Here is a 23,739-nt window from a genome sequence, read left to right as displayed (position 1 = left end):
GTCTTCAAGGCTACGCCCGGCTTGGAACGGCGGCCCGAGGCGCAGGCAGCGAAGATCCGCTCTCCCGGAACAGGGTCAGCACGCAAGGAGCGCCCCGACCGGGCAGCCCGACCATCTCCCCGTGGTTCCGCCAGCCCCACGAGTCGTAGGCGGCTTGTCCGGCCCGGTCGGCAGGAATCAGCAAGGCCACTCCGAGCTCGGTGCGCTCATCGGCCAGCAGACGCTGTTGCAGACGGCGGCCGATGTCGCGGCGCTGTGGGTGCTGGTGCGCCACGACCTGAGTGAGGAGCAGGAACCGGGCACAGCCGGTGAGCCGTTGGACGCTCTCCTGCAACCCCTGCTCGGACCTGCTGACGGGACTCACCGGAAACCCGAAGACGCACCCCACCAACACCGTCGTCTCGGCCACCAGCAGCGCGAAGCCAGGCCGTCGGGCGCTGACGGCAAGCCGCCGCAGGAAGTCGTCCCGCATGAAGGGGCCGGCCACGGCCAGGTCGGCGATGTCCTCGCTCATCCCCTCCACCTGCCGGCGAGTCAGTCTGCGCAGGCGGATCCCGTCCTTGACGACCGGCGCACCGGCGCGGTCGCCGGACGTCTGCGTCCCGCCGGCCGACGGACCCGCCGCGGACGTGTCCAGCAGATCGCGGAGCAGGGGCGCGGAGCCGGTGAAGGCGAGGAGCCGGGTGATCTGCGCGCACGGATGGTGCAGGTGCAGGCAGGCGTGCACGCGGCCGGCATGCCGTGACGCCGTCAGGAAGACGTCCAGGCCCTTGGCGTCACAGGAGCCGACCGTGGTGAGATCGACGTCGATGGCTGTCATGCCGTCGCGCAGGCACTGCTCCAGCGCGGCCCGCAGCAGGGGCGCCGAGGCCGGCCAGATGTCGCCGACGAGCGTGACGAGGGCCCGCTCCCCCCGGTCACGCCGGTGGATGTCCAGGCGCTGCACGGCCATCACCCCGCCCTTCGGCAGGGAAACGCAACGACCAGGGAAGGGTGCGGAGTTGTTGTGATCGCGGCGGGCATGATTGCCGACCCGTCTCCGCACCGCCGCTCGGACGGCCCGGGGTTCGTCTCTCGCCGAGGACGACCCGGCAGGACGGCCGGAGTGCGTGATGTCCTCGGTATCTCCACCGTACGCCGCCGGCCGACTCGACCCGCAGCACCGGACGGGCTCACCCGTAAGGCCCGTAAGGAGCGCACCGCCTGCCGAGGCTCATGGAGACATCCGGGGCAGACGGCCCACTCGTGGGGCACACTGCCGTACCTCACGCCCGCCGGGTATCCGCTGAGGGCGGCCCCACACAAAACCGCCGCAGGTGGCCGCGCTTCCCGCTCACGCATCGCTCACGCAGGAGCCCGGAAACGAAGCAGCGTCCGAGCCAGCTGACGCCGACTCGGACGCTGCGTAGCAGGTCAGAGGCCATATCCCCCGCCTACCAGCCGTAGGCCCTGTGGGACTCGAACCCACAACCAATGGATTAAAAGTCCACTGCTCTGCCAATTGAGCTAAGGGCCCAGGCGATGTTGCCTGTCCGAGCATAGCCGGACGCGGCCGGGTCTCCGATCGGGTATTGACCGACCGGCCGCGTCACGGGGACGGTGTGTCACTTTTCGACCAGGTTCGCAGCGGGGGTCCGGTCCCCGGTGAGGAACCAGTGGCGGGCCGAGGCCAGCCACCAGGCCGCGGCGAAGCCCAGGACGGCCAGGACGGCGACGGGGGCGTAGTTGAAGGTCTTCGAGGTGACCGGGGAGACCTGCGGGAGCATGAAGAGGATCGTGATCGCGACCACCCACACCACCGAGACGATCCCGATCGCCCCCGACCAGCGGCCCAGGTGCCAGGGCCCGCGCTCGAAGGCGGCGCCCCTGCGGACCCGCAGGAAGGTCGGGATGACGTACGCGATGTAGAGGCCGATGACGGCGATCGAGGTCACCGCGGCGTACGCCGTCGAGTTGATCAGGTAGGGCAGGCCGAGGGCGAGGGCGCCGAGCGCGGCCAGCCAGACCGCGGCCACGGGGGTGCGGGTGCGCGGGCTGACCGTGTGCCAGACGCGCGAGAAGGGCAGCGCGCCGTCGCGCGAAAAGGCGTAGATCATACGGCTGTTGGCGGTCACCGAGGCCATGCCGCAGAAGAGCTGGGCGCCGATCACGACCAGCAGCAACAGCTTGCCCGCCGTCGCTCCCAGTGCGTCCAGGAGGATCTGGGCGGGCGGCGCGCCCGTCGGGGACGCCAGTTCCTTGTCGTACGACTGGATCGCGAACGTGAAGCCGAGCAGGAGCACGAAGCCGGCGATCCACGACGTCCAGATCGAGCGCACGATGCCCTTCGGGCCCGCCGTGGCCGCGTCGTGGGTCTCCTCGGTCATGTGGGCGGAGGCGTCGTAGCCGGTGAAGGTGTACTGGGCCATCAGGAGGCCGAGCAGGACGACGTACGTGCCGCTGCCCCAGCCCGTCTCGTTGACGAACTTCGTGAACACGAACGTCGCCGACTGGTGGTGGTCGGGGACGAAGGCGAGCGCCCCGACGATCACCGCCACGCCCAGCACGTGCCACCACACGCTCACGTCGTTCAGGAACGCGACGACCCGGACGCCGAAGGTGTTCAGCAGGCCGTGGAGGATCAGGATCGCCGCGAACAGGAGAACCGTGCGGCCCGGGGTCACCTCGAAGCCGAACTGCAGGTTCAGGTACGCGCCGAGGAAGGAGGCCGCGCCGAAGTCGATGCCGGCGGTCACCGCGACCTGGCCCAGCACGTTGAACCAGCCGGTGAACCAGGCCCAGGCCGCCGCCGAACGCGCGGGCGCCAGGCGGTGCGCCCAGAAGTACAGGCCCGCCGAGGTGGGGTATGCCGAGCAGATCTCGGCCATCGACAGGCCGACGAACAGGGTCATCAGGCCCACCGCCACCCAGCCCCAGGTGATCACCGCGGGGCCGCCGGTGGTCATGCCGAAGAGGTAGAGGGTCAGGCAGCCGGACAGCACCGAGATGATCGTGAAGGAGACCGCGTAGTTCGAGAACGCCGACATCCGGCGGGCCAGGACCTGGGTGTAACCGAGCTGGGCCAGCCGTTCCTCGTCGGAGAGGCCGTGTGTCCCGTTCGCTCTCGCATCATCTGTCATGCCCCCAGCAATTCCCTCGGTGCGGGCGTGACATGCGTCACCAGATGGCCAAAAAGGGCCCGTACGACCGGAGTCGTACGGGCCCTCTTCAGGTCAGGCCAGGTGGCGCAGCGTGTCAGCCGTTGCGCTTCCAGCGCGGCTTGTCCTCGCGGCGGCCGAAGGAGCCGTTGCCGCGGTGGTCGTCACGGCGGCCGAAGGGGCGCTCGTGGCCGCCGGACCGGAAGCCCGGACGGTCGTCGCGGCGGTCGCGGTTGAACGGACGGTCGCTGCCCCGGTGCCCGCCGCGCTCGTCCCGGCGGAAACCGCCACGGTCGTCACGACGGTCGAAGGTGCGGCCGCCGCGGTCGTCACGACGGTCACGGTCGAACGGGCGACGGTCGTCACGGCGGTCACCCCGCTCCTCGCGGCGCTCGAAGCCACGGCCACCACGGTCGTCACGGCGGTCGAAGCCGCCCCGCTCGTCGCGGCGCTCGAAGGAGCGGCCGCCGCGGTCGTCACGACGGTCACGGTCGAACGGGCGACGGTCGTCACGGCGGTCGTCACGACGCTCGAAGCCACGGCCACCACGGTCGCCGCGCTCCTCACGGCGCTCGAAGCCACGCTCACCGCGGTCGCGGTCGAACGGGCGGCGCTCCTCGCGGCGCTCGAAGGAGCGGCCACCGCGGTCGTCACGGCGGTCACCCCGCTCCTCGCGGCGCTCGAAGCCGCGCCGCTCCCGGCGCTCGTACGGCGCCGAAGCCGCCGGACGCTCCTCGCGCTCGGTCTCCCGCACCGCCGGCTCCTCGGCCACGGCCGCGAGCTCCTCCGCCGCCGTCGCCTGGGCCTCGGCCACCGCGGCCTCGGGGTCCTCACCGCGCTCGCGGGCGACCCGGGCCACCAGCCGGTCGGCCTCCTCGCGCAGCTCGGCCGCGCGGCGCTGGGCGCGCTCCAGCTGCTTGGTGAGCTGGGCGACCTCGCGCTCGGCCTGCTGGGCGGCGTTGCCGGCGGACTCGGCCTGGACCTCGGTCATGGAGCGGGCGCCGGTGATCTCGGCGACCTCCGGGTCGAAGGCGGCGCCGCCCTGGATGATGTGACGGGCCGCGTCGACGCCGGCGTCCTCCATCAGACGGAAGATCTGGCGGCGCTGGTGCGGCAGGGAGAGGGAGACGACCGTACCGGTACGGCCCGCACGCGCCGTACGGCCGGCGCGGTGCAGGTAGTCCTTGTGGTCGCCGGCCGGGTCCACGTTCAGCACCAGGTCGATGCCGTCCACGTGGATGCCGCGGGCGGCGACGTCGGTGGCGACCAGGACGTTGACGTAACCGTCCTTGAAGTCGGCCAGGGTGCGGGTGCGGGCGCCCTGGGTCATGCCGCCGTGCAGCGCGTCGGCCTTCACACCGGCGTCGCGCAGCTGCTCGGCGACGCGGTCGGCGCCCAGCTGGGTGCGGACGAAGATGATCGTGCGGCCCTTGCGCGAGGCGATCGCGGCGGTGACCGGCGCCTTGTCCTTGGGCTTCACGATGAGGATGTGGTGCGACATGGTCGTCACCGCGCCCTGCGCCGCGTCCACCTCGTGCGAGACGGGGCTGTTCAGGTAGCGGTCGACGAGGGTCTGGATCTCGTTCTCCATCGTGGCGGAGAAGAGCATGCGCTGGCCGCCGGCCGGGACCTGGTCGAGCAGCTCGGTGACCTCGGGCAGGAAGCCCAGGTCGGACATCTGGTCGGCCTCGTCCAGCACGGCGATCTGCACGTCCTCGAGCGAGCAGGCGCCGCGGTTGATGATGTCGCGCAGCCGGCCCGGGGTGGCGACCAGGATGTCGACGCCGCGCTCCAGGGCGTAGATCTGGTTGCCCATGGAGGTACCGCCGCAGACCACCTTCATCTTCAGGCCGAGGACGTCGCCGTACGGCTGGAGCGCGTCGGCGACCTGCATGGCCAGCTCGCGGGTCGGGGTGAGGATGACCGCGCGGGGCTTGTGCTTCTGGGTGCGGCCACCGGCCAGCGTGGCCAGGGTCGGCAGACCGAAGGAGAGGGTCTTGCCGGAGCCGGTGCGGCCGCGGCCGAGGATGTCCTTGCCGGCCAGGGCGTCCGGGATGGTCGCGGCCTGGATCGGGAAGGGGGTGGTCACGCCGTTCTGCGCGAGCTTGCGCACGACGCCCTCGGGCAGACCGAGGTCGGCGAAGGTGATCTGGGGGGTCTGGGTCTGGGTGGTGTCAGCGGCCTCGGGGGCCTCGGTGATCTCGGTCGTCGCGTCGGCGAGGTCGCCCTCGAACTCGGCGAGCTCGTTCTCGGACACGACGAACTGATCAGTACTGGACACGGACATGCGAATGCGAAACCTTCCGGAGTCTCTTCGGCACGCGCCCGTCAACTCCGTGATTCGCTCACGACCGCCTCAATGCGGTCCGCCACGGCAAGGGAGAGTACGCGCCACACGGCGCGCTCTGCGATGGCGCCGGGCAAATGGGATCAAACGATCTACCACCATACGCACTCACCACCCCTGAAGGCAAACTGGCCCCATTTCCGCAGGTGAGCCACGCCTCCGGCACCCTGAAGCCACGGCCGCCCCGCCCGCGGAAAGATCACGTGCGCCGCCCCGGAGATCGCCCACGCCACCACGCAGATCAAGCGCGCCGTCCTGGAGATCACGCGCGCCGTCGGAGATCACGCCCCGACGTCCGTCCCGGGTGCCGGTGCCGGTTCGCGCTGGACGAGCTGGGTTCCCGTCGCCGCGTGAGCCGAGGAGGACGGCTCGGCCGACGGGGCCGCGGAGGTCGCCGGTGGCGGGGTGGAGGCGGGCGGCTCGGGCGGGGCGGAGGTGACCGGTGGTGGCGGCGGGGTGTTGGTCGGCACCGGGCCCCCGGGGTCGACGGTCCTGCCGGGCTTGCCGGGCTTCGCCGGTGTCGCGGGCGAACTGCCCTCGCCGGACGGTGCGGTGGCCGACGGGGAGGCCGACTCCTCGCCCCGCTTCGCCTTGCCGCCGTGCTGGTGCTTGCCGTCGCGCGCCGCGCCGTCGTGCCCGCCGAGGCCGCCGGCGCCGTCCACCGGGCCGCCGTCGGGTCCCGCGCCGCCGTGCCGCCCCGCCGAGTGCGAGGGCCTGGCCGGGCCCGCGGCATCACCCACGTTCACACAGCCGGCGGCAGCGGCGAGGGCCAGCACGGTGACGGTGAGCCGGACGGGTACGGACAAGGGGCGCACGGCGGCCACCTCCGGAGGCAAGGAAAGAAGTCAACCTCCCCAACTCCCGCCGCCCACAAGAGGACACGCGCCCCGTAGCCAACCCGCGCCCACCTCGATGCCCACCCGTGCCGCCCCGAGCGGAAGGCCGCAGACCAGGCGCCCTGATGGGGCGCGGGGAACTGCGCGATCAGCCCCCGCACACCCGCACCCGGCAACGAGCCCAGCCCCCTCTGCCCATCCGGCCGAAACCCCACCCGCACCGCCCTCGTCGCTCACCCGTACCCCAGAGCGTGCAGTCGGGCATCGTCGATACCGAAGTGGTGGGCGATCTCGTGCACCACGGTCACCTCGGTCTCCGCGACGACGTCCTCGCGGGAGTCGCACATCCGCAGCGTCGGCCCGCGGTAGATGGTGATCCGGTCTGGCAGCACCCCCGCGTACCACTCGCCCCGGTCGGTCAGCGGCGTGCCCTCGTACAGGCCGAGCAGCTCGGGGTCGTCGGCGGGCGGTTCGTCCTCCACGAACACCGCCACGTTGTCCATGAGCCGCATCAGCTCCGGCGGGATCCGGTCGAGCGCCTCGGCGACCAGTTCCTCGAAGTCCTCGCGCGTCATCTCCAGCACATGGTCATTGTCCGGTACGAGGGCCCCTACGAGAGCGGTGCGGCACCGCATATCCGCGCCTGTACGTGGGCATACGGCACCAATGGTCCGCGTTCCCGTCGCCGCTCTCCGCACGATGACGAACCGCATACACCCCGCCCACCGCGGCACCCACCGGCTGCCCGCCCCGGAACTCGCCGCCCGCCCCCGCCCCTGGCTCCGCGCACTCGGTATGACGGCCGTCGTGCTGGTCGGCGCCTGGCTGGGCCTGCTGATCGTCGGAAACGTACGCACGCCGGTCGGCCCCATGAACACCACGATGGCGCTGCGCCCGTCACTCACCGGCGGCACGAAGATCAACGTCTCGCCGCTGGGCGCGCTCACCCTGGACAGCCATGTGGCCCCCGTCCGCCTGGACGTCAATGTGGACCAGCTGGACCCGCTGCGCGCCCAGGCCCTGGTCGACCACCCCGAGCGTTTCTCCGGCCTCCAGGACGAGGTCGCCCGGGACGTCGAGCACGGCACGCTGGATCTGGCCGTGCGCTCCTGTGTCGCCGTGGTCGCCGGCGCCACGGCCCTCGGCCTCGCCGTCTACCGCCGCCCCCGCCGCGCCCTGGCCGCCGGCGGCCTCGCCCTGACCCTGCTGGCCGCGTCCGGGGCGAGCGCGTACGCCACCTGGAACCCGAAGTCGGTCCTGGAACCGAAGTTCTCCGGGCTGCTCACCTCGGCACCGGCGGTGGTCGGCAACGCGCGCAGCATCGTCACGGAATTCAACGTCTACCAGCAGGAGCTGGCCCGTCTGGTGACGAACGTGACGAAGCTCTACGACGTCACCTCCACCCTCCCGGCCTACCAGCCGGACCCCTCCACCATCCGGGTCCTGCACGTGTCGGACATCCACCTCAACCCGGCGAGCTGGAAGATCATCGCCTCGCTGGTAGAGCAGTACAAGGTGAACGTGATCGTCGACTCCGGCGACACGATGGACCACGGTACGGCGGCGGAGAGCGGCTTCCTGGACCCGATCCGGGACCTGGGCGCGCCGTACGTCTGGGTGCGGGGCAACCACGACTCCCGGACGACCCAGCGCTATCTGGAGCGGATGAAGAACGTGCACGTCCTGGACGACGGGCGGGCGCAGACGGTCGCGGGACTGCGTTTCGCGGGCATCGGCGACCCTCAGTTCACCCCCGACCGCTCGGTGGCGCCGGGCGGGAACGCGGCCGAGCAGCTGGCGGGCGACCGGCTGGCCAGCGCCCTGCGCGACCAGAAGGCGGCCGGAACCCCGGTGGACGTCGCGATCGCCCACGAACCCTCGGCGGCCCGTGAGACGGACGGCGAGGTGCCGCTGGTGCTGTGCGGCCACCTGCACCACGAGGGGGACGAGATGCTGCCGTACGGCACCCGGCTGCGCATGGAGGGTTCCACAGGCGGCAGCGGGCTGCGGGCCTTGGAGCGCCAGTACCCCGCACCCATCGAGGCCTCGATCCTCTACTTCGACCGCGGCAGCCACCGCCTCCAGGCCTGGGACGCGATCAAACTGGGCGGACTGGGCGAGGCGACGGCCGAGGTCAGCCGCCATCTGGCGGACGAGAACCGGCCGAGAAGGACGCCTTCCCCCGGCCCCTCGTCCACCTCTTCCCGCACCCCTTCGACCCCCTCGCCGTAAACCGTTTTGGCGATACTCCCCGCCATCCCATATGCTTCTCACGTCCCCGACGCGCTGAGAAGCGCCCAGGCGGGCCGATAGCCCTCATCGTCTAGCGGCCTAGGACGCCGCCCTTTCAAGGCGGTAGCACGGGTTCGAATCCCGTTGGGGGCACGCAATACCGTGTGCGACACTGTTGCACGCAAGCTTGGTCCTGTGGAGCAGTTTGGAGTGCTCGCCACCCTGTCAAGGTGGAGGCCGCGGGTTCAAATCCCGTCAGGACCGCTGGTGTTTCACGTGAAACACCGTGGCTGGGTAGCTCAGTTGGTACGAGCGTCCGCCTGAAAAGCGGAAGGTCGCCGGTTCGACCCCGGCCCCAGCCACAAGGGCCCTGCCAGGGCAAACACCCCCTCCGGAATCATCCGGAGGGGGTGTTCTCTTGTCGGTTACCCAACCGGCACGCCAACAGCCCTCAGCCGGTGCTACGGCTATGGGAGTCGCTGCGGGGCGAGGCAAGTTCGATACCCCGGATCTTCCGCAACCAGCCGACGAACAGCCGCAGGGCCACCCCACAGCCGGCACACCAGCCCCAGCCTTCGGTGACAAGAGCATGGAATCCGTCCTGGCACTCGACGTACACCACTTGTGCACCGACGGTAAGCGCGATGACCCCACGCGTACGCGACTCGGCCGACAGGAGCCAGTCGACGGGCATCCACACGGGAGCGGCAAGATCACGAAGCCGCATGCGGAGCGCCGCCCAGAGAAAGCCGACCGCGTACCGCATCCTGCGCCGCGGAGAAAGCACGATGCCGTTGTCCGGGTCACCGGTGAGGACGGCGGCCCACTCCTCCCTGAGGTGCGCCCTGCGTTCGCCGACGATGAAGTAAGCCAGTCCCAGGGTTCGGCGGGCCGCATCGCCAAGGGGGCGAGCCGACCTCGCTGACGCCTCAGGGTCCCCCTCCGCCGACGCGCGATGACGCCTGGCGACAAACAGCAGCACTCCGGTCCCGACCATGAACGTCACCGCGGCCACGGCTCCGGACATCCAGCCGCTGGTGATCACCGTCTGGGCGATGGGCGCCCCGGGGAAGACCGTGTCCAGGAGGTAGCCGCCGAGCACAAGGACCACTGCGAAGGTGCCGGTCAGCGTCGGTGCGAGCACCGCTGCGACAGCGACTGCTCGAGCACGAGCGGTCCCGGCAATCTCATCCATCGCCGACGCGAACGCGAGGCGCGCCTCATTGAGCTGCTCATCCACATTCACGGCCGCCCCCCTTCGGCTACCGTGCGCAGCCCGAACAAGCGAGGCTTGCGCTCTTGGGCTTCGCGGGCAGCATGTCGACCAGCCGCAGTCAGTTCGTAGTAGAACCGCTTGGGTCGGCCCGGATGATCACCCTTCTCCTCGGACCGGGTGACCCAGCCTGCGTCCACCAGCCGCTCCAGGATGGGATACACCGTCCCGGAGCCCAGATCGGCTTCCTCGCAGATCTTCAGCCCCCAGGCGGGGTCGTCAGTGGTCGACGCCAGCAACACCTTGATCACCTCAAGTGTGGGCCGGGTCAAGCGAATTGAGGCCATATCAGGAGTGAAGCAGTGGACCGACCGTATGTCGAGTACGATATTCGCCCCCCGGGAGCCGCATCGCGTCAGAGCTCGCGATAGGTTGCCGGAGAAGGGGGGACATTCATGGCAGACGGCTTCCAGGGTTTCGAGATCGTCCGGCGTGGTTATGACCGGGCCCAGGTGGACGCCTATCTGACCCGGCTGGCCGCAGGCACGGCCTCCGAGGCGCCGCCGGCGTTCGACATCGTCCGGCGCGGGTATGACCGGGCCCAGGTGGACGCACGGGTCGCACAGCTGCTGGACGGAGGGACGGGGAGATGAGCCAGGACCAGGCCGCCGCAGCATGAGCACCGGCCACCCCGCCGAGCGCACACTCTGAGCGCCGGGGACAAATCGTTCGCGTGTTTTTCGGGCGGGGTGAGATCCTGGATCGCGTATGTCTACGCATCCCGCCCCCGCTCTCGGCACCCTCGCCCCCCGTCTGACCGATTTGTCGCTGCGCGACGCGCATCGGCTCGGCCGGCGGCTCGAGGGCGCGCGCAAGATCCGTAAGCCGGAGGCCCGCGCCGCCGTCCTCGCCGAGATCGAGGCGGAGGTCGGCAAGGCCGAGGTCCGGATGGCCGAGCGGCGCTCCCGTGTGCCCTCCGTCAGCTACCCGGAGCAGCTGCCGGTCAGCCAGAAGAAGGACGAGATCGCGGCGGCCATCCGCGATCACCAGGTCGTCATCGTGGCCGGTGAGACCGGTTCCGGAAAGACCACGCAGATCCCGAAGATCTGCCTGGAGCTGGGACGCGGCGTACGCGGCATGATCGGGCACACGCAGCCCCGGCGTATCGCCGCCCGCACCGTCGCCGAGCGCGTGGCGGAGGAGATGCGGACGCCGCTCGGCGAGGCCGTCGGCTGGAAGGTGCGCTTCACCGACCAGGTGAACCCGGACGCCACCTTCATCAAGCTGATGACGGACGGCATCCTGCTCGCCGAGATCCAGACGGACCGCGAGCTGCGCGCCTACGACACCATCATCATCGACGAGGCCCACGAGCGGTCCCTCAACATCGACTTCCTGCTCGGCTACCTGGCTCAGCTGCTGCCGAAGCGGCCGGATCTCAAGGTCGTCATCACCTCGGCCACCATCGACCCCGAGCGCTTCTCCCGGCACTTCGGCGACGCGCCGATCATCGAGGTCAGCGGGCGGACGTACCCGGTCGAGGTGCGCTACCGCCCCCTTCTCGAAGAGGACTCCGAGGACGCCGACCGGGACCAGATCACCGCGATCTGCGAGGCCGTCGAGGAGCTTCAGGCCGAGGGCCAGGGCGACATCCTCGTCTTCCTTTCCGGTGAGCGGGAGATCCGCGACACGGCCGACGCGCTGGAGAAGAAGAAATACCCCCGCGCCGGAGGCGCTGATTGGCAGGGCACCGAGATCCTCCCCCTCTACGCCCGGCTCTCGCACGCCGAGCAGCACCGGGTCTTCCAGCCGCACACCGGGCGCAGGATCGTTCTGGCCACGAACGTCGCCGAGACCTCCCTCACCGTCCCCGGCATCAAGTACGTCATCGACCCCGGCTTCGCCCGGATCAGCCGCTACAGCCACCGCACCAAGGTCCAGCGGCTGCCCATCGAGCCGATCTCCCAGGCCAGCGCCAACCAGCGCAAGGGCCGCTGCGGCCGCACCAGCGACGGCATCTGCATCCGCCTGTACTCCGAGGACGACTTCGTCGCCCGCCCGGAGTTCACGGACGCGGAGATCCTCCGTACGAACCTGGCCTCCGTCATCCTCCAGATGACCGCGGCCGGCCTCGGCGACATCGAGAAGTTCCCCTTCATCGACCCGCCGGACCACCGCAACATCCGCGACGGTGTGCAGTTGCTGCAGGAGCTGCACGCGCTGGACCCGGAGCAGAAGGACCCGCGCAAGCGCCTCACCGACACGGGCCGCAAGCTGGCACAGCTGCCCGTCGACCCCCGGCTGGCCCGCATGGTGCTGGAAGCCGACAAGAACGGCTGTGTCCGCGAGGTCATGGTCATCGCCGCCGCGCTGTCCATCCAGGACCCGCGCGAGCGCCCCGCCGACAAGCAGGCCCAGGCCGACCAGCAGCACGCCCGCTTCAGGGACGAGACCAGCGACTTCCTCGCCTACCTCAACCTGTGGCGGTACATCCGCGAGCAGCAGAAGGAGCGGGGATCGTCGTCCTTCCGGCGGATGTGCAAGCAGGAGTACCTGAACTTCCTGCGCATCCGCGAGTGGCAGGACATCTACACCCAGCTGCGTACGGTCGCCAAGCAGATGGGCATGCACCTGGAGGAGCCTTCGGCGGGCACTGACGCCCCGGCCGACCGCATCCACACCTCCCTCCTCGCCGGCCTCCTCTCCCACGTCGGGATGAAGGACGTACGCGACGGCAACAAGAACGAGTACCTGGGCGCCCGCAACGCCAAGTTCGCGATCTTCCCGGGTTCGGCGCTGTTCAAGAAGCAGCCGAAGTTCGTGATGTCGGCCGAGCTGGTGGAGACGTCCAGGCTGTGGGCGCGGGTCAACGCCAAGATCGAGCCCGAGTGGGTCGAACCGCTCGCCGGACACCTGCTGAAGCGGACGTACAGCGAACCGCACTGGGAGAAGGACCAGGCGGCCGTGATGGCGTACGAGAAGGTCACCCTGTACGGCGTCCCGATCGTCGCCCAGCGCAAGGTGAACTACGGCCGCATCGATCCGGAGACGAGTCGCGAGCTGTTCATCCGCAACGCGCTGGTGGAGGGCGACTGGCGCACGCACCACAAGTTCTTCGCCGACAACCGCAAGCTGCTGAGCGAGGTCGAGGAGCTGGAGCACCGGGCGCGGCGCCGGGACATCGTCGTCGACGACGAGACGCTCTTCGACTTCTACGACCAGCGGGTGCCCGAACACGTGGTGTCCGGCGCGCACTTCGACTCCTGGTGGAAGCGGAAGCGGCACGAGCAGCCGGACTTCCTGGACTTCGAGCGGGAGATGCTCATCCGGGAGTCGGCGGAGGCGGTCACCAAGGACGACTACCCCGACTCCTGGCGGCAGGGCCGGCTGAAGTTCCGGGTCACCTACCAGTTCGAGCCGGGCGCCGACGCCGACGGCGTCACGGTCCACATCCCCCTGCAGGTCCTCAACCAGGTCACGGACGAGGGCTTCGACTGGCAGATCCCGGGTCTGCGCGAGGAGGTCGTGACGGAGCTGATCCGCTCGCTGCCGAAGCCGATCCGCCGCAACTACGTGCCCGCGCCGAACTACGCGAAGGCGTTCCTGGAGAAGGCGGTGCCCCTGCAGGAGCCGCTGACGGTGACGATGGCGCGTGAGCTGAAGCGGATGGTCGGCGTCCCCTTCGACGCGGACGACTTCGACTGGTCCAAGGTGCCCGACCACCTCAAGATCACGTTCCGTATCGTCGACGAGCGGCGCCGGAAGCTGGCCGAGGACAAGGACCTTCAGGCGCTGAAGCTCAGGCTGAAGCCGAAGGCGAGGCAGGCCCTGTCCCAGGCGGCAGCGGCGACCGCGTCCCGCGAGGGCGGCGAGTCCCTGGAGCGCAAGGGCCTGACCGACTGGACGATCGGCACCCTCACCCGGGTCTTCGAGACCCGCCGGGCCGGCCAGCCGGTGAAGGCGTACCCGGCGCTGGTGGACGACGGCGACACGGTCTCGGTGCGGCTCTTCGACACGGAGGCCGAGCAGGCCGAGGCCATGTGGAAGGGCACCCGGCGGCTGATCCTGCGGAACATCCCGGTGAACCCGGCGAAGTTCGCTTCCGAGAAGCTGACGAACGCCCAGAAGCTGGCGCTCTCCGCGAACCCGCACGGCTCCGTCCAGGCGTTGTTCGACGACTGCGCGATGGCGGCGGCCGACAAGCTGATCGCCGACTTCGGGGGTCCGGCCTGGGACGAGGAGTCGTACCGGAAGCTGTACGACAAGGTGCGCGCGGACATCGTCGACACGACGGTCCGTACGGTCGCCCAGGTGCAGCAGGTGCTGGCCGCCTGGCAGGCCTGTGAACGCCGGCTGAAGGCCGTGAGCAGCCCTGCCCTGCTGGCAAACCTGACGGACGTACGCAAGCAGCTGGACGCCCTCGTGAAGCCGGGCTTCGTCACCTGGGCGGGGATACGGCGTCTTCCCGACCTGATGCGCTACCTGGTGGCCGCGGACCGGCGCCTGCAGCAGATGCCGACGAACGTCCAGCGGGACACGACGCGCATGGAGAAGGTCCACGAGATGCAGGACGAGTACGCCTGGCTCCTGGAGCAGCTTCCCCAGGGCCGCCCGGTCCCCTCCTCGGTGCTGGACATCCGCTGGATGATCGAGGAGCTGCGGGTCAGCTACTTCGCCCACGCCCTCGGCACCGCGTACCCGGTCTCCGACAAGCGGATCGTGAAGGCGATCGACGCCGCCGTTCCGTAACCGCTCGCGCACAGGGGGTGAGTTCGACCAGGCGGCCTCACCTCCTGTACAGTCTCTTCTCGCAGCGCAGTGCACCAGCCAAGCGCCGCGAAACCTGGTCCTGTGGAGCAGTTTGGAGTGCTCGCCACCCTGTCAAGGTGGAGGCCGCGGGTTCAAATCCCGTCAGGACCGCAACAAGGCAGGGCCCGCATCCGGCAACGGACGCGGGCCCTGCCGCATGCCATGCCAACCTGCTGTGCGCCCTGCCGAACCAGAGGCCGCGCCCGCGGCGGAGCCGCAATCAGACACAGCAAATCCCGTCAGGACCGCAACAAGAAGGGCCCCCTCTGGGGGCCCTTCTTCTGTTCAGGCCCGGTGAGCCCCGTACGGCCTCGCGAGGGAGGGACCCCTCCCTCTTCCTCCGGCAGGCGTCGGCGCCCTTGACGGCGTCTCTTCGCGTCGGTACCCAGAAGACAGGGTCCGTTCCCCTGTGCGGTCCGCGGAGGTGGCGTATGGCGGCATCGGTCAGGCACGAGACGCGAGCGCTGCTGAGGGCCCATCTGGCGGCCGCCTCGTCCTACCGGCATCTCACCCGCCACTGCCCGATCTGTCATCACCTGCTGCGGCTGGCGATGGACGCCGGCCCGCAGGTCCCCGAAGCGAGCGACGAGGAAGGCGAGGACCGGCGCCCCTGCAGCGCGTGACCGGCACCCGCCTCAACAGCCCCGCCCATGTGGGACGCTGGGGCGGGCCGCTCCACTAGCGCACCCGTCCCATCGGCAACAACCGCCAGGACGTGTGACGGGAGTCACCGCATGAGTTTTTGAAAGGGCGGTACTTACCCCCGACCTACAACGGGTCAATTTAATATGTGCAATTGCACCGCTCTCAGAGGTCGCGCACAGCCGTTCCGACACCCCTGCCCAGACTCCGACAAGGCCGCTCACAGCAGCCCACCGCGCCTGCGACCAGCGCACAAAAAAGATCGCGCTGGACCCGGCGGAGTCCAGCGCGATCTACGACGCACCCTGTGTCGCTGCCTACAACGTTCTCTTCGGCTTGGGCGAGGGCCCTGTTGGGGCAGGTCCCGCGTCGCTTGGAGCTAGGGTTTCGGGCGCCTCGGCCGGTTGGGGGACCTGCCGGTTTGCCCGGTTATTCGGTTGTTCAGGCCTCGCTGCGCTGCTGCGGGATGCCCGCGAGCAGTGCGCGGACCTCGGCCTCGCGGTAGCGGCGGTGCCCGCCGAGCGTGCGGATGGACGTGAGCTTGCCGGCCTTCGCCCACCGCGTGACCGTCTTCGGGTCGACGCGGAACATCGTGGCGACCTCAGCCGGGGTCAGCAGCGGCTCGGCATCAGGGGTGCGAGCGGTCATGAGCGGCCTCCTCGGGAGAACCGAACCTTCTCGGTTCTTTCCTCTAAATTCTGCACCTTGACCCGCGTTGCCCGAAATGGCGGACGCGAGTCGAGTCGGTTATAGGACGAACGGCTTGTCCTCGGCACTACAACTACACCATCTGTCCAGCCGCGTCGGCCAAACCGATGGAATTGCCCTCCCAGGTGTTCATCAGCGACGGAAGCCGATGGACCATGCCATAGCGGACAGTCACGCCACTGTGACGATCAGTCACAGGACGATCAGGAGTCACAAGACCCCCCAAAGCGCGCAATGCCGAGAATCCGCCCGCAGTGGAACACAGTTGGACGGAAGGAACCCTCCCCGGACTCCTTGTCCTATTTTGGCATGAGGGGTGGCAAGAGGCGCAAGGGCCGTGTAAGTGCCGTCCATCACCCTTGGGGCAAAAGTCCAGATCGGAACCAACGTCCCGTCACATGGTCAAGTGGCCTAGACCGTACGTCGTTCGACGCCGTTCGGGCCGTGACGTACGTCACGTACGTCACTCCTGTTACCTCGTGGAACCTCAGTTCGCCGAGCGCCGGTCCCGGACCGCCCGCCACCGCTCCACGAGCCGCGCATAGGCCTCCCCGGCCGCCGCCCCGTCGCCCCGCCGCAGCGCCTCGATGCCCTCGGCCACGTCCGCCGCCGAGTGGTCGCCCTCCAGCTCGCCGGCCGACAGCACATGCACCAGGCCGCCGTAGTCCAGCTCGACCAGCGAGCGCGGGTGGAACTCCTCCAGCCAGCGGCCGACGTCCACCAGCCCGTCGATCAGCGGGCCTTCCTCCACCGTGTCCTTCAGCGTGCGCAGCGCCCGCGCCACCCGGCGCCGGGCCTGCACCATCGGCGTGCGGTAGCGCAGCAGCGGCGGCACCTCGGCGGTGCCCTTCTCGTAGCGCCGCTCCTCGTCCGAGACCAGCACGAACCAGTTCAGCGGCACCTGCCAGGTCGAGGTGCGGATCCATGGGCGGGCGTCGGGGTTGCGGGCCAGCCAGCGCTCGTAGTCCTGGGCGGCCTGGCGCCGTACGACCGGCGGCAGCACCGCGTCCAGCACCGGCGCGGGCAGCTCCTCGGCCAGCTCGCCGAGCGCCTGCCAGCCGCGCAGCCGGGTCCGCCAGGGGCACACGCAGACCACGCCGTCGACCTCCAGCACGAAGGCGTCGCTGCTCTCGTGCACCGGCACCACGACCGGCGGGGTGGGCAGCAAGTCGGCCAGGGAGCGGCGCAGTTCATCCTGGTAGGAGGGGCGGTCGGGGCGGCGGGCGTAGCGCGCCCAGTGGCTGCGCTCCGGCTCCGGGAAGGCGCCCAGCGGCTCGTACACGCGCAGGTACGCGGCATAGGGGACGACCACGGAGGACACCTTCGGCACGCCTGCTCCCTCCCCAGCGGACCCCGCTCGAAACACTGCAAATCGTGCCACGGTCATGCGTGCGCGAACGCCCCGCGAGGGTGATCCTGAACACTGCACGGATGGTGGTGGTGCCAAGGCTCTACGCTCATGCCACGGCACCCCGCCACCCGTACGGGGTTCCACCCCACTCGCCGCTCTTTACACAGGAGTCACCACAGTGACCGACGTAATTGGCGCACCTGCTGATGTCCTGCACACCCTGTTCCACTCGGACCAGGGGGGCCATGAGCAGGTCGTGCTCTGCCAGGACCGCGCCAGCGGCCTCAAGGCCGTGATCGCCATCCACTCCACCGCCCTGGGTCCGGCCCTCGGCGGTACGCGCTTCTACCCGTACGCGAACGAGGCCGAGGCCGTCGCCGACGCCCTCAACCTCGCGCGCGGAATGTCGTACAAGAACGCCATGGCCGGCCTCGACCACGGCGGCGGCAAGGCCGTGATCATCGGCGACCCGGAGCGCGACAAGACCGAGGAGCTGCTCCTCGCCTACGGCCGCATGGTCGCCTCGCTCGGCGGGCGCTACGTCACCGCGTGCGACGTCGGCACCTACGTCGCCGACATGGACGTCGTGGCCCGGGAGTGCCGCTGGACCACCGGCCGCTCCCCCGAGAACGGCGGCGCCGGTGACTCCTCCGTGCTCACCGCCTTCGGCGTCTACCAGGGCATGCGCGCCTCCGCCCAGCACCTGTGGGGCGACCCCTCGCTACGCGGCCGCAAGGTCGGCATCGCCGGGGTCGGCAAGGTCGGCCACCACCTGGTGAAGCACCTGCGGGACGAGGGTGCCGAGGTCGTCGTCACGGACGTGCGCACGGACGCCGTCCAGCGGATCCTCGAGCAGTACCCGGCCGGCGTGACGGCGGTCGCGGACACCGAGGCGCTGATCCGGGTCGAGGGGCTCGACATCTACGCCCCCTGCGCGCTCGGCGGCGCCCTGAACGACGACAGCGTGCCGGTGCTCACCGCCAGGGTGGTGTGCGGCGCCGCCAACAACCAGCTCGCCCACCCGGGTGTGGAGAAGGACCTCGCCGACCGCGGCATCCTCTACGCGCCGGACTACGTGGTGAACGCGGGCGGGGTCATCCAGGTGGCCGACGAGCTGCACGGGTTCGACTTCGACCGGTGCAAGGCGAAGGCGTCGAAGATCTTCGACACCACGCTGGCCATATTCGCACGTGCGAAGGAAGACGGGATTCCGCCGGCCGCAGCGGCCGACCGGATCGCCGAGCAGCGGATGGCCGAGGCCCGCGCGGGACACGCCGCGCACTGACCCGGCCGCCCGGGTGAGCGGTACCCGCCGGTGGGTACTTCGAGAGAACTCTCACTTCCATCGGCGGGTCGTTCCCCGATAAGTGGTTAAAATCGCCACTGACCAGCGAGGACGGGGCGCCTCAAAGGTCTTGGGCACACGCGCGTGCTGCGGGCGACGTACCGTATGGGCGCGGGCTCAGGTACCGTGGAAGCCCTACGGACCGGCCTCTCTGCGGAGGGTCCGTTCCGGATCATGAACGCGTGTCAGACTCTGGGGCCGTTGAGCCCCGTCACCGAGGGGGTCGAGCCATGGGGCGCGGCCGGGCCAAGGCCAAGCAGACAAAGGTCGCCCGCCAGCTGAAGTACAACAGCGGTGGGACTGACCTGTCACGTCTGGCCAGTGAACTGGGCGCATCGACTTCGAGCCAGCCGCCGAACGGCGAGCCGTTCGAGGACGATGAGCATGACGAGGACGACCTGTACTCCCGTTACGCCGACCTCTATGAGGACGACGAGGACGAGGACGAGGGTCCCTCACAACACCGTCGCGGCGCTTGACCTTGCACTGAGTAACAGTCCGGTCGGTGGCACAGCCACCGACCGGCTTCTGTGCTACCCGCAGGCCGGGCGGGTGCGGTCACCCGCCGCCGCTCAGCGGGCGTAGTCCCCCACCAGCTCCGCGCCCGACTCCTTGTCGCCGCGGTCGGTGATCTCGCCGGCCACCCAGGCGTCGACGCCGCGGTCGGCCAGGGTGGCGAGGGCCACCTCGGTGGACTCCGCGGGGACGATCGCCATCATGCCGACGCCCATGTTGAGGGTCTTCTCCAGCTCCAGGCGCTCGACGTTCCCGGTCTTCCCGACCAGGTCGAAGATCGCGCCCGGGGTCCAGGTGGAGCGGTCGACGACCGCGTGCAGCTCGTCGGGGATCACGCGGGCCAGGTTGGCCGCGAGTCCGCCGCCGGTGATGTGCGAGAACGCGTGCACATCCGTGGTGCGCATCAGCGCCAGACAGTCCAGCGAGTAGATCTTGGTGGGCTCCAGCAGCTCCTCGCCGAGGGTGCGGCCGAGCTCGGCGACCTCCGACTCCAGGGCCAGGCCGGCCGTGTTCAGCAGAACGTGGCGAACCAGGGAGTACCCGTTCGAGTGAAGGCCGGAGGACGCCATGGCGATCACCGCGTCACCCGTACGGATGCGATCCGCGCCGAGCAGCCGGTCGGCCTCCACCACGCCCGTGCCGGCCCCGGCGACGTCGAAGTCGTCCGCGCCCAGCAGGCCCGGGTGTTCGGCCGTCTCGCCGCCCACCAGGGCGCATCCGGCGAGCACACAGCCCTCCGCGATGCCCTTCACGATGGCCGCGACGCGCTCGGGGTGGACCTTGCCGACGCAGATGTAGTCGGTCATGAACAGCGGCTCGGCACCGCACACCACGATGTCGTCCATGACCATGGCGACCAGGTCGTGACCGATGGTGTCGTAGACGCCCATGCGGCGTGCGACGTCCACCTTCGTACCGACGCCGTCCGTGGCGGAGGCGAGCAGGGGACGCTCGTAGCGCTTGAGGGCGGAGGCGTCGAAGAGGCCGGCGAAGCCGCCGAGGCCGCCGAGGACCTCGGGGCGCTGCGTCTTCTTCACCCACTCCTTCATCAGCTCGACCGCGCGGTCGCCCGCCTCGATGTCGACGCCCGCCGCTGCGTAGCTGGCACCAGTTGTCTCAGACATGACTGTGAGAGCTTTCGTGTCGTCCTGCGGGGTGTGCAGGGTGTTACGGGCGGCGGATCGCGTCGGCGGCGGCCGTCGCGGCCGGGCCGGCGGCCAGCTCGGTCTCCAGGAGCTGCTTGCCGAGCAGCTCGGGGTCCGGCAGCTCCATCGGGTACTCGCCGTCGAAGCAGGCACGGCACAGGTTCGGCTTGGCGATGGTGGTCGCCTCGATCATGCCGCCGATGGAGATGTAGGCGAGCGAGTCGGCGCCGAGCGAGGTGCCGATCTCCTCGATGGTCATGCCGTTGGCGATCAGCTCCGCGCGCGTGGCGAAGTCGATGCCGAAGAAGCAGGGCCACTTCACGGGCGGCGAGGAGATCCGGATGTGGACCTCGGCCGCGCCCGCCTCGCGGAGCATGCGGACCAGGGCCCGCTGGGTGTTGCCGCGCACGATCGAGTCGTCGACGACGACCAGGCGCTTGCCCTTGATGACTTCCTTCAGCGGATTCAGCTTCAGGCGGATGCCGAGCTGCCGGATGGTCTGCGAGGGCTGGATGAACGTACGGCCCACGTACGCGTTCTTCACCAGACCCGCGCCGAAGGGGATGCCGGAGGCCTCCGCGTAGCCGATGGCGGCCGGGGTGCCGGACTCCGGGGTCGCTATGACCAGGTCCGCCTCGACGGGGGCTTCCTTGGCCAGCCGGCGGCCCATCTCCACGCGGGAGAGGTACACGTTCCGGCCGGCGATGTCGGTGTCCGGGCGGGCCAGGTACACGTACTCGAAGACACAGCCCTTGGGCTTCGCTTCCGCGAATCGGGAGGAGCGCAGGCCGTTCTCGTCGACGGCGACGAACTCGCCCGGCTCGATCTCGCGGACGAAGCTCGCGCCGCAGATGTCCAGGGCGGCGGTCTCGGAGGCGACCACCCAGCCGCGCTCCAGCCGGCCGAGGACCAGCGGGCGGATGCCCTGCGGGTCACGGGCGGCGTAGAGGGTGCCCTCGTCCATGAAGACGAGAGAGAAGGCGCCCCGCACCTTCGGGAGGACCTGGTGGGCCGCCTCCTCGATGGTCAGCGGCTTGCCGTCCTCGTCGACCTGGGCGGCCAGCAGGGCCGTCAGCAGGTCGGTGTCGTTGGTGGCCGCGACCCGGGTGGAGCGGCTGTTGTTGTCGTTCGGCAGCTCGGCGACCATCTCGGCGAGCTGCGCCGTGTTGACCAGGTTGCCGTTGTGGCCGAGCGCGATCGAGCCGTGCGCGGTGGCACGGAACGTCGGCTGGGCGTTCTCCCACACGGAGGCGCCGGTGGTCGAGTAGCGGGCGTGTCCGACCGCGATATGACCCTGGAGCGAGCCGAGCGAGGTCTCGTCGAAGACCTGGGAGACCAGGCCCATGTCCTTGAAGACGAGGATCTGGGAGCCGTTGCTGACCGCGATTCCCGCGGATTCCTGACCCCGGTGCTGGAGGGCGTAGAGCCCGAAGTACGTGAGCTTTGCGACCTCTTCACCCGGAGCCCAGACACCGAAGACGCCGCAAGCGTCCTGGGGGCCCTTCTCGCCGGGAAGCAGATCGTGATTGAGTCGACCGTCACCACGTGGCACGCCACCGAGTGTAGGCGAGGTCGACCACTGGTCCGAATTGGGGATACGTGCCGTTAACACGCAAGGACTTTCCGATCACCTTGTCGGTTTCCGCGTTTACGCAGGTCAATGAGGTTCGCCCGAGGATCTGAGAGTCGGCGGCGGCACTGCGGGCGTCGGTCGCGGGCCGGTTCGCGGGGGGCGTGAGTGAGGTGTCGCACATCATCCGGGCGCGTTGCGGCTGAGGAGGATGCGGTCGCCGTCGCCGTCCGTGAGCGTCAGTTTCGCGTGTTGCGTCTTGGCGACGAGCGTGCCGGTGGTGAGCGCGCGGGCGAGCGCGCGCTCGAAGTCCATCCGGTCCGGGGCGCAGGCCATCCGGGTCGTGCGCAGGTTGCCGAAGGTGAGGTGGTCGCCGTGCACGGTGACCTGGGCGCTGAACTGGTTGCAGCCGAGGTTGCCGGCCGCCTTGCCGTCCGCGTCGATGCGCAGGCGGGCGGAGGCGGGCGCGTGCCGGGTCGTGCCGCCGACGGTGAGGCTGTCGACCCGCCAGTCGACGCCGGTCACGGGCTGCCGGCCCGGTTGCTGGACGGTCACCGCACCACTGTCCGCCCGCCCGCTGCCGCACGCCACCATGAGCGCGGCGAGCGAGGCGGCCACCGGCGCGAGGATCATGCGCTTCTTGTACCGGTTCATGGCGATTCGACGGCAGACCGGTCCCATCGGTTCCGCTACGACGTCAGGTTCCGCTACGACATCAGCGGCAGCAGCTCCCCGATGTCCGCCCGCTCCCCACTCGCGCTCACTTTGGCCTCCTCCAGGGCGTCCTTCCAGCTCAAGCGGCCGGTGGCGAGCCGGATCCAGGTCAGCGGGTCGGTCTCCACCACGTTGGGCGGGGTGCCACGGGTGTGCCGGGGCCCCTCGACGCACTGCACCACGGCGTACGGCGGCACCCGCACCTCGGTGGAGCCGCCGGGCGCCTTCACGGCGAGGGCGTCGGCGAGCAGCCGGGTGGCGGCGGCCAGGGCCTGGCGGTCGTACGGGATGTCCAGACCCGGTACGGCCGCGTTCAGGTCGTCGGTGTGGACGACGAGTTCGGCGGTGCGGGTGACCAGGTAGTCGTCCAGGGGCATGGCACCGGCGCTCGTCTGCAGGATCCGGGCGCCGGAGTGCTCCGCGAGCAGGGCGCGCAGGGACCGCTCGATGTCCGTGAGGTAGGCGCCGGGATCGGGGTGCTCGGCGGACAGGTTCCGGGTGAACTCGTCGATGGCGGCGGCGTTGGCCGAGGTGGCGAAGGGCCAGTCGAGCAGCACGGCGTCCGCCTTCGGCGGCTCGGGCAGGGCGAGCGATCGGTGGATCGCGGTGAGCGTCATGCCGATGTGCACGACCAGCTCGCGTACGGTCCACTCGCCGAGCCGGGTGGGCAGCGCGAGCTGCTCCTGGCTGAGGCCGCGCACGGCCTCCCGGACGTTTCCGAACTGGGCCAGGACCGCGGCACGGGTCTTGGCGGGGTCGTAGCTGCGGGCGCGCTTCTTGGCCGGTGGCATGGCGGTGAGCCTATGCCTTCACGGCGTAACCCTTCAGGCCGTTTTCCACCAGGCCGCGCCGCGCTCTTCGGTCCCACCGAGTACGGTTCCTTACCGCCACCGCCGCCGCCCTTCAGGTGGATCGGGTCAGGTGGCCCATGGCCGTACGTCATCTACAGCAGATCGAGGGGGTCATATCGGGAGGGCAGGGCGGAACCGGACGCGGTGCTCGCACCCGAAGCCCACTTCGCGGGCCACGGGGAGTGGGCGGACCGGCAGATCGGTGGCTACCGCGACATGCACACCGCGAACTTCGGTGAGAGGGTCTCCGTCCCCAACCCGATGAACATCGAACTGGACACGGAGATCCTCAAGAACTACGTCCGCTGAGCCGCCCCCAGCCC

At 70.0% G+C, this 23,739-nt stretch carries 20 protein-coding genes and 5 tRNA genes; 11 read left to right on the top strand and 14 right to left on the bottom strand.

The window, feature by feature from the left end:
* Positions 1-10 precede the first annotated feature (10 nt).
* The 6 genes from ACWC2T_RS09345 to ACWC2T_RS09320 all read right to left on the bottom strand — a co-directional run bounded on the left by ACWC2T_RS09345 (position 11) and on the right by ACWC2T_RS09320 (position 6,904).
* Positions 11-952 (bottom strand): STAS domain-containing protein, encoded by a 942-nt coding sequence (locus tag ACWC2T_RS09345; RefSeq protein WP_376287794.1) that lies wholly within the window; start codon positions 950-952, stop codon positions 11-13.
* 491 nt (positions 953-1,443) lie between these two features.
* Positions 1,444-1,516, bottom strand: a tRNA-Lys gene (locus ACWC2T_RS09340).
* A gap of 88 nt (positions 1,517-1,604) precedes the next feature.
* Positions 1,605-3,119, bottom strand: coding sequence for an amino acid permease (locus tag ACWC2T_RS09335; RefSeq protein ID WP_450669776.1), 1,515 nt, complete (start codon positions 3,117-3,119; stop codon positions 1,605-1,607).
* A 115-nt stretch (positions 3,120-3,234) separates the two neighbouring features.
* Positions 3,235-5,424, bottom strand: coding sequence for a DEAD/DEAH box helicase (locus ACWC2T_RS09330; RefSeq protein ID WP_450669775.1), 2,190 nt, complete (start codon positions 5,422-5,424; stop codon positions 3,235-3,237).
* Positions 5,425-5,765: 341 nt separating this feature from the next.
* Positions 5,766-6,299: a hypothetical protein gene (locus ACWC2T_RS09325; RefSeq protein WP_450669774.1), complete on the bottom strand. Its 534-nt coding sequence runs from the start codon at positions 6,297-6,299 to the stop codon at positions 5,766-5,768.
* A gap of 254 nt (positions 6,300-6,553) precedes the next feature.
* Positions 6,554-6,904, bottom strand: coding sequence for a metallopeptidase family protein (locus tag ACWC2T_RS09320; protein WP_450669773.1), 351 nt, complete (start codon positions 6,902-6,904; stop codon positions 6,554-6,556).
* 115 nt (positions 6,905-7,019) lie between these two features.
* Between ACWC2T_RS09320 and ACWC2T_RS09315 the strand changes: the two genes are divergently transcribed.
* The 4 genes from ACWC2T_RS09315 to ACWC2T_RS09300 all read left to right on the top strand — a co-directional run bounded on the left by ACWC2T_RS09315 (position 7,020) and on the right by ACWC2T_RS09300 (position 8,914).
* A complete protein-coding gene (locus tag ACWC2T_RS09315; RefSeq protein WP_450669772.1) occupies positions 7,020-8,552 on the top strand; it encodes a metallophosphoesterase family protein in 1,533 nt (510 codons plus the stop codon).
* Between the two features lie 80 nt (positions 8,553-8,632).
* Positions 8,633-8,705: transfer RNA gene (locus tag ACWC2T_RS09310), tRNA-Glu, on the top strand.
* Positions 8,706-8,741: 36 nt separating this feature from the next.
* Positions 8,742-8,816 (top strand) — tRNA-Asp (locus ACWC2T_RS09305).
* Between the two features lie 24 nt (positions 8,817-8,840).
* Positions 8,841-8,914 (top strand) — tRNA-Phe (locus ACWC2T_RS09300).
* An 89-nt stretch (positions 8,915-9,003) separates the two neighbouring features.
* Here ACWC2T_RS09300 and ACWC2T_RS09295 read toward each other — a convergent pair.
* The gene (locus ACWC2T_RS09295; protein ID WP_450669771.1) at positions 9,004-9,798 is read right to left on the bottom strand and encodes a hypothetical protein; all 795 of its coding nucleotides are present in this window, start codon (positions 9,796-9,798) and stop codon (positions 9,004-9,006) included.
* The gene (locus tag ACWC2T_RS09290) at positions 9,795-10,076 is read right to left on the bottom strand and encodes a PadR family transcriptional regulator (protein WP_450669770.1); all 282 of its coding nucleotides are present in this window, start codon (positions 10,074-10,076) and stop codon (positions 9,795-9,797) included. Before ACWC2T_RS09290 ends, ACWC2T_RS09295 begins: the two co-directional genes overlap by 4 nt.
* 144 nt (positions 10,077-10,220) lie before the next feature.
* On the opposite strand from ACWC2T_RS09290, the gene ACWC2T_RS09285 reads away from it, so the two are divergent.
* From ACWC2T_RS09285 to ACWC2T_RS09270, 4 genes are all read left to right on the top strand, one after another.
* Positions 10,221-10,418: a DivIVA domain-containing protein gene (locus ACWC2T_RS09285; RefSeq protein ID WP_450669769.1), complete on the top strand. Its 198-nt coding sequence runs from the start codon at positions 10,221-10,223 to the stop codon at positions 10,416-10,418.
* Between the two features lie 115 nt (positions 10,419-10,533).
* A complete protein-coding gene (hrpA, locus tag ACWC2T_RS09280; RefSeq protein ID WP_450669768.1) occupies positions 10,534-14,514 on the top strand; it encodes an ATP-dependent RNA helicase HrpA in 3,981 nt (1,326 codons plus the stop codon).
* Positions 14,515-14,610: 96 nt separating this feature from the next.
* Positions 14,611-14,685: transfer RNA gene (locus ACWC2T_RS09275), tRNA-Asp, on the top strand.
* Positions 14,686-15,005: 320 nt separating this feature from the next.
* Complete coding sequence (locus ACWC2T_RS09270) at positions 15,006-15,197, top strand: DUF6274 family protein (protein WP_450669767.1); 192 nt, start codon at positions 15,006-15,008, stop codon at positions 15,195-15,197.
* Positions 15,198-15,657: 460 nt separating this feature from the next.
* Here ACWC2T_RS09270 and bldC read toward each other — a convergent pair whose 3' ends face one another.
* Together bldC and ACWC2T_RS09260 are read right to left on the bottom strand one after the other, a co-directional pair.
* Positions 15,658-15,864, bottom strand: coding sequence for a developmental transcriptional regulator BldC (gene bldC / locus ACWC2T_RS09265; RefSeq protein ID WP_003949541.1), 207 nt, complete (start codon positions 15,862-15,864; stop codon positions 15,658-15,660).
* 547 nt (positions 15,865-16,411) lie between these two features.
* A complete protein-coding gene (locus ACWC2T_RS09260; RefSeq protein ID WP_450669766.1) occupies positions 16,412-17,254 on the bottom strand; it encodes a hypothetical protein in 843 nt (280 codons plus the stop codon).
* A gap of 199 nt (positions 17,255-17,453) precedes the next feature.
* On the opposite strand from ACWC2T_RS09260, the gene ACWC2T_RS09255 reads away from it, so the two are divergent.
* On the top strand, positions 17,454-18,560 hold the full coding sequence (locus ACWC2T_RS09255; RefSeq protein WP_450669765.1) for a Leu/Phe/Val dehydrogenase: 1,107 nt from the start codon (positions 17,454-17,456) through the stop codon (positions 18,558-18,560).
* A gap of 290 nt (positions 18,561-18,850) precedes the next feature.
* A complete protein-coding gene (locus tag ACWC2T_RS09250; protein WP_055707141.1) occupies positions 18,851-19,099 on the top strand; it encodes a DUF3073 domain-containing protein in 249 nt (82 codons plus the stop codon).
* A 93-nt stretch (positions 19,100-19,192) separates the two neighbouring features.
* On the opposite strand, the gene purM is transcribed toward ACWC2T_RS09250, so the two are convergent.
* The 4 genes from purM to ACWC2T_RS09230 all read right to left on the bottom strand — a co-directional run bounded on the left by purM (position 19,193) and on the right by ACWC2T_RS09230 (position 23,356).
* On the bottom strand, positions 19,193-20,260 hold the full coding sequence (purM, locus tag ACWC2T_RS09245; RefSeq protein ID WP_450669764.1) for a phosphoribosylformylglycinamidine cyclo-ligase: 1,068 nt from the start codon (positions 20,258-20,260) through the stop codon (positions 19,193-19,195).
* A 43-nt stretch (positions 20,261-20,303) separates the two neighbouring features.
* On the bottom strand, positions 20,304-21,833 hold the full coding sequence (gene purF, locus ACWC2T_RS09240) for an amidophosphoribosyltransferase (protein WP_450669763.1): 1,530 nt from the start codon (positions 21,831-21,833) through the stop codon (positions 20,304-20,306).
* Positions 21,834-22,034: 201 nt separating this feature from the next.
* On the bottom strand, positions 22,035-22,505 hold the full coding sequence (locus tag ACWC2T_RS09235) for an META domain-containing protein (RefSeq protein ID WP_450669762.1): 471 nt from the start codon (positions 22,503-22,505) through the stop codon (positions 22,035-22,037).
* 53 nt (positions 22,506-22,558) lie between these two features.
* Positions 22,559-23,356, bottom strand: a complete 798-nt coding sequence (locus tag ACWC2T_RS09230) for a sterol carrier family protein (protein ID WP_450669761.1) — start codon at positions 23,354-23,356, stop codon at positions 22,559-22,561.
* A gap of 204 nt (positions 23,357-23,560) precedes the next feature.
* Here ACWC2T_RS09230 and ACWC2T_RS09225 point away from each other — a divergent pair, with 204 nt between their 5' ends.
* Positions 23,561-23,725, top strand: a complete 165-nt coding sequence (locus tag ACWC2T_RS09225; protein WP_450669760.1) for a hypothetical protein — start codon at positions 23,561-23,563, stop codon at positions 23,723-23,725.
* Positions 23,726-23,739: the final 14 nt, after the last annotated feature.

This window comes from Streptomyces sp. NPDC001393 (assembly GCF_053597455.1).
This window is presented reverse-complemented; position numbering and strand designations above follow the sequence as displayed.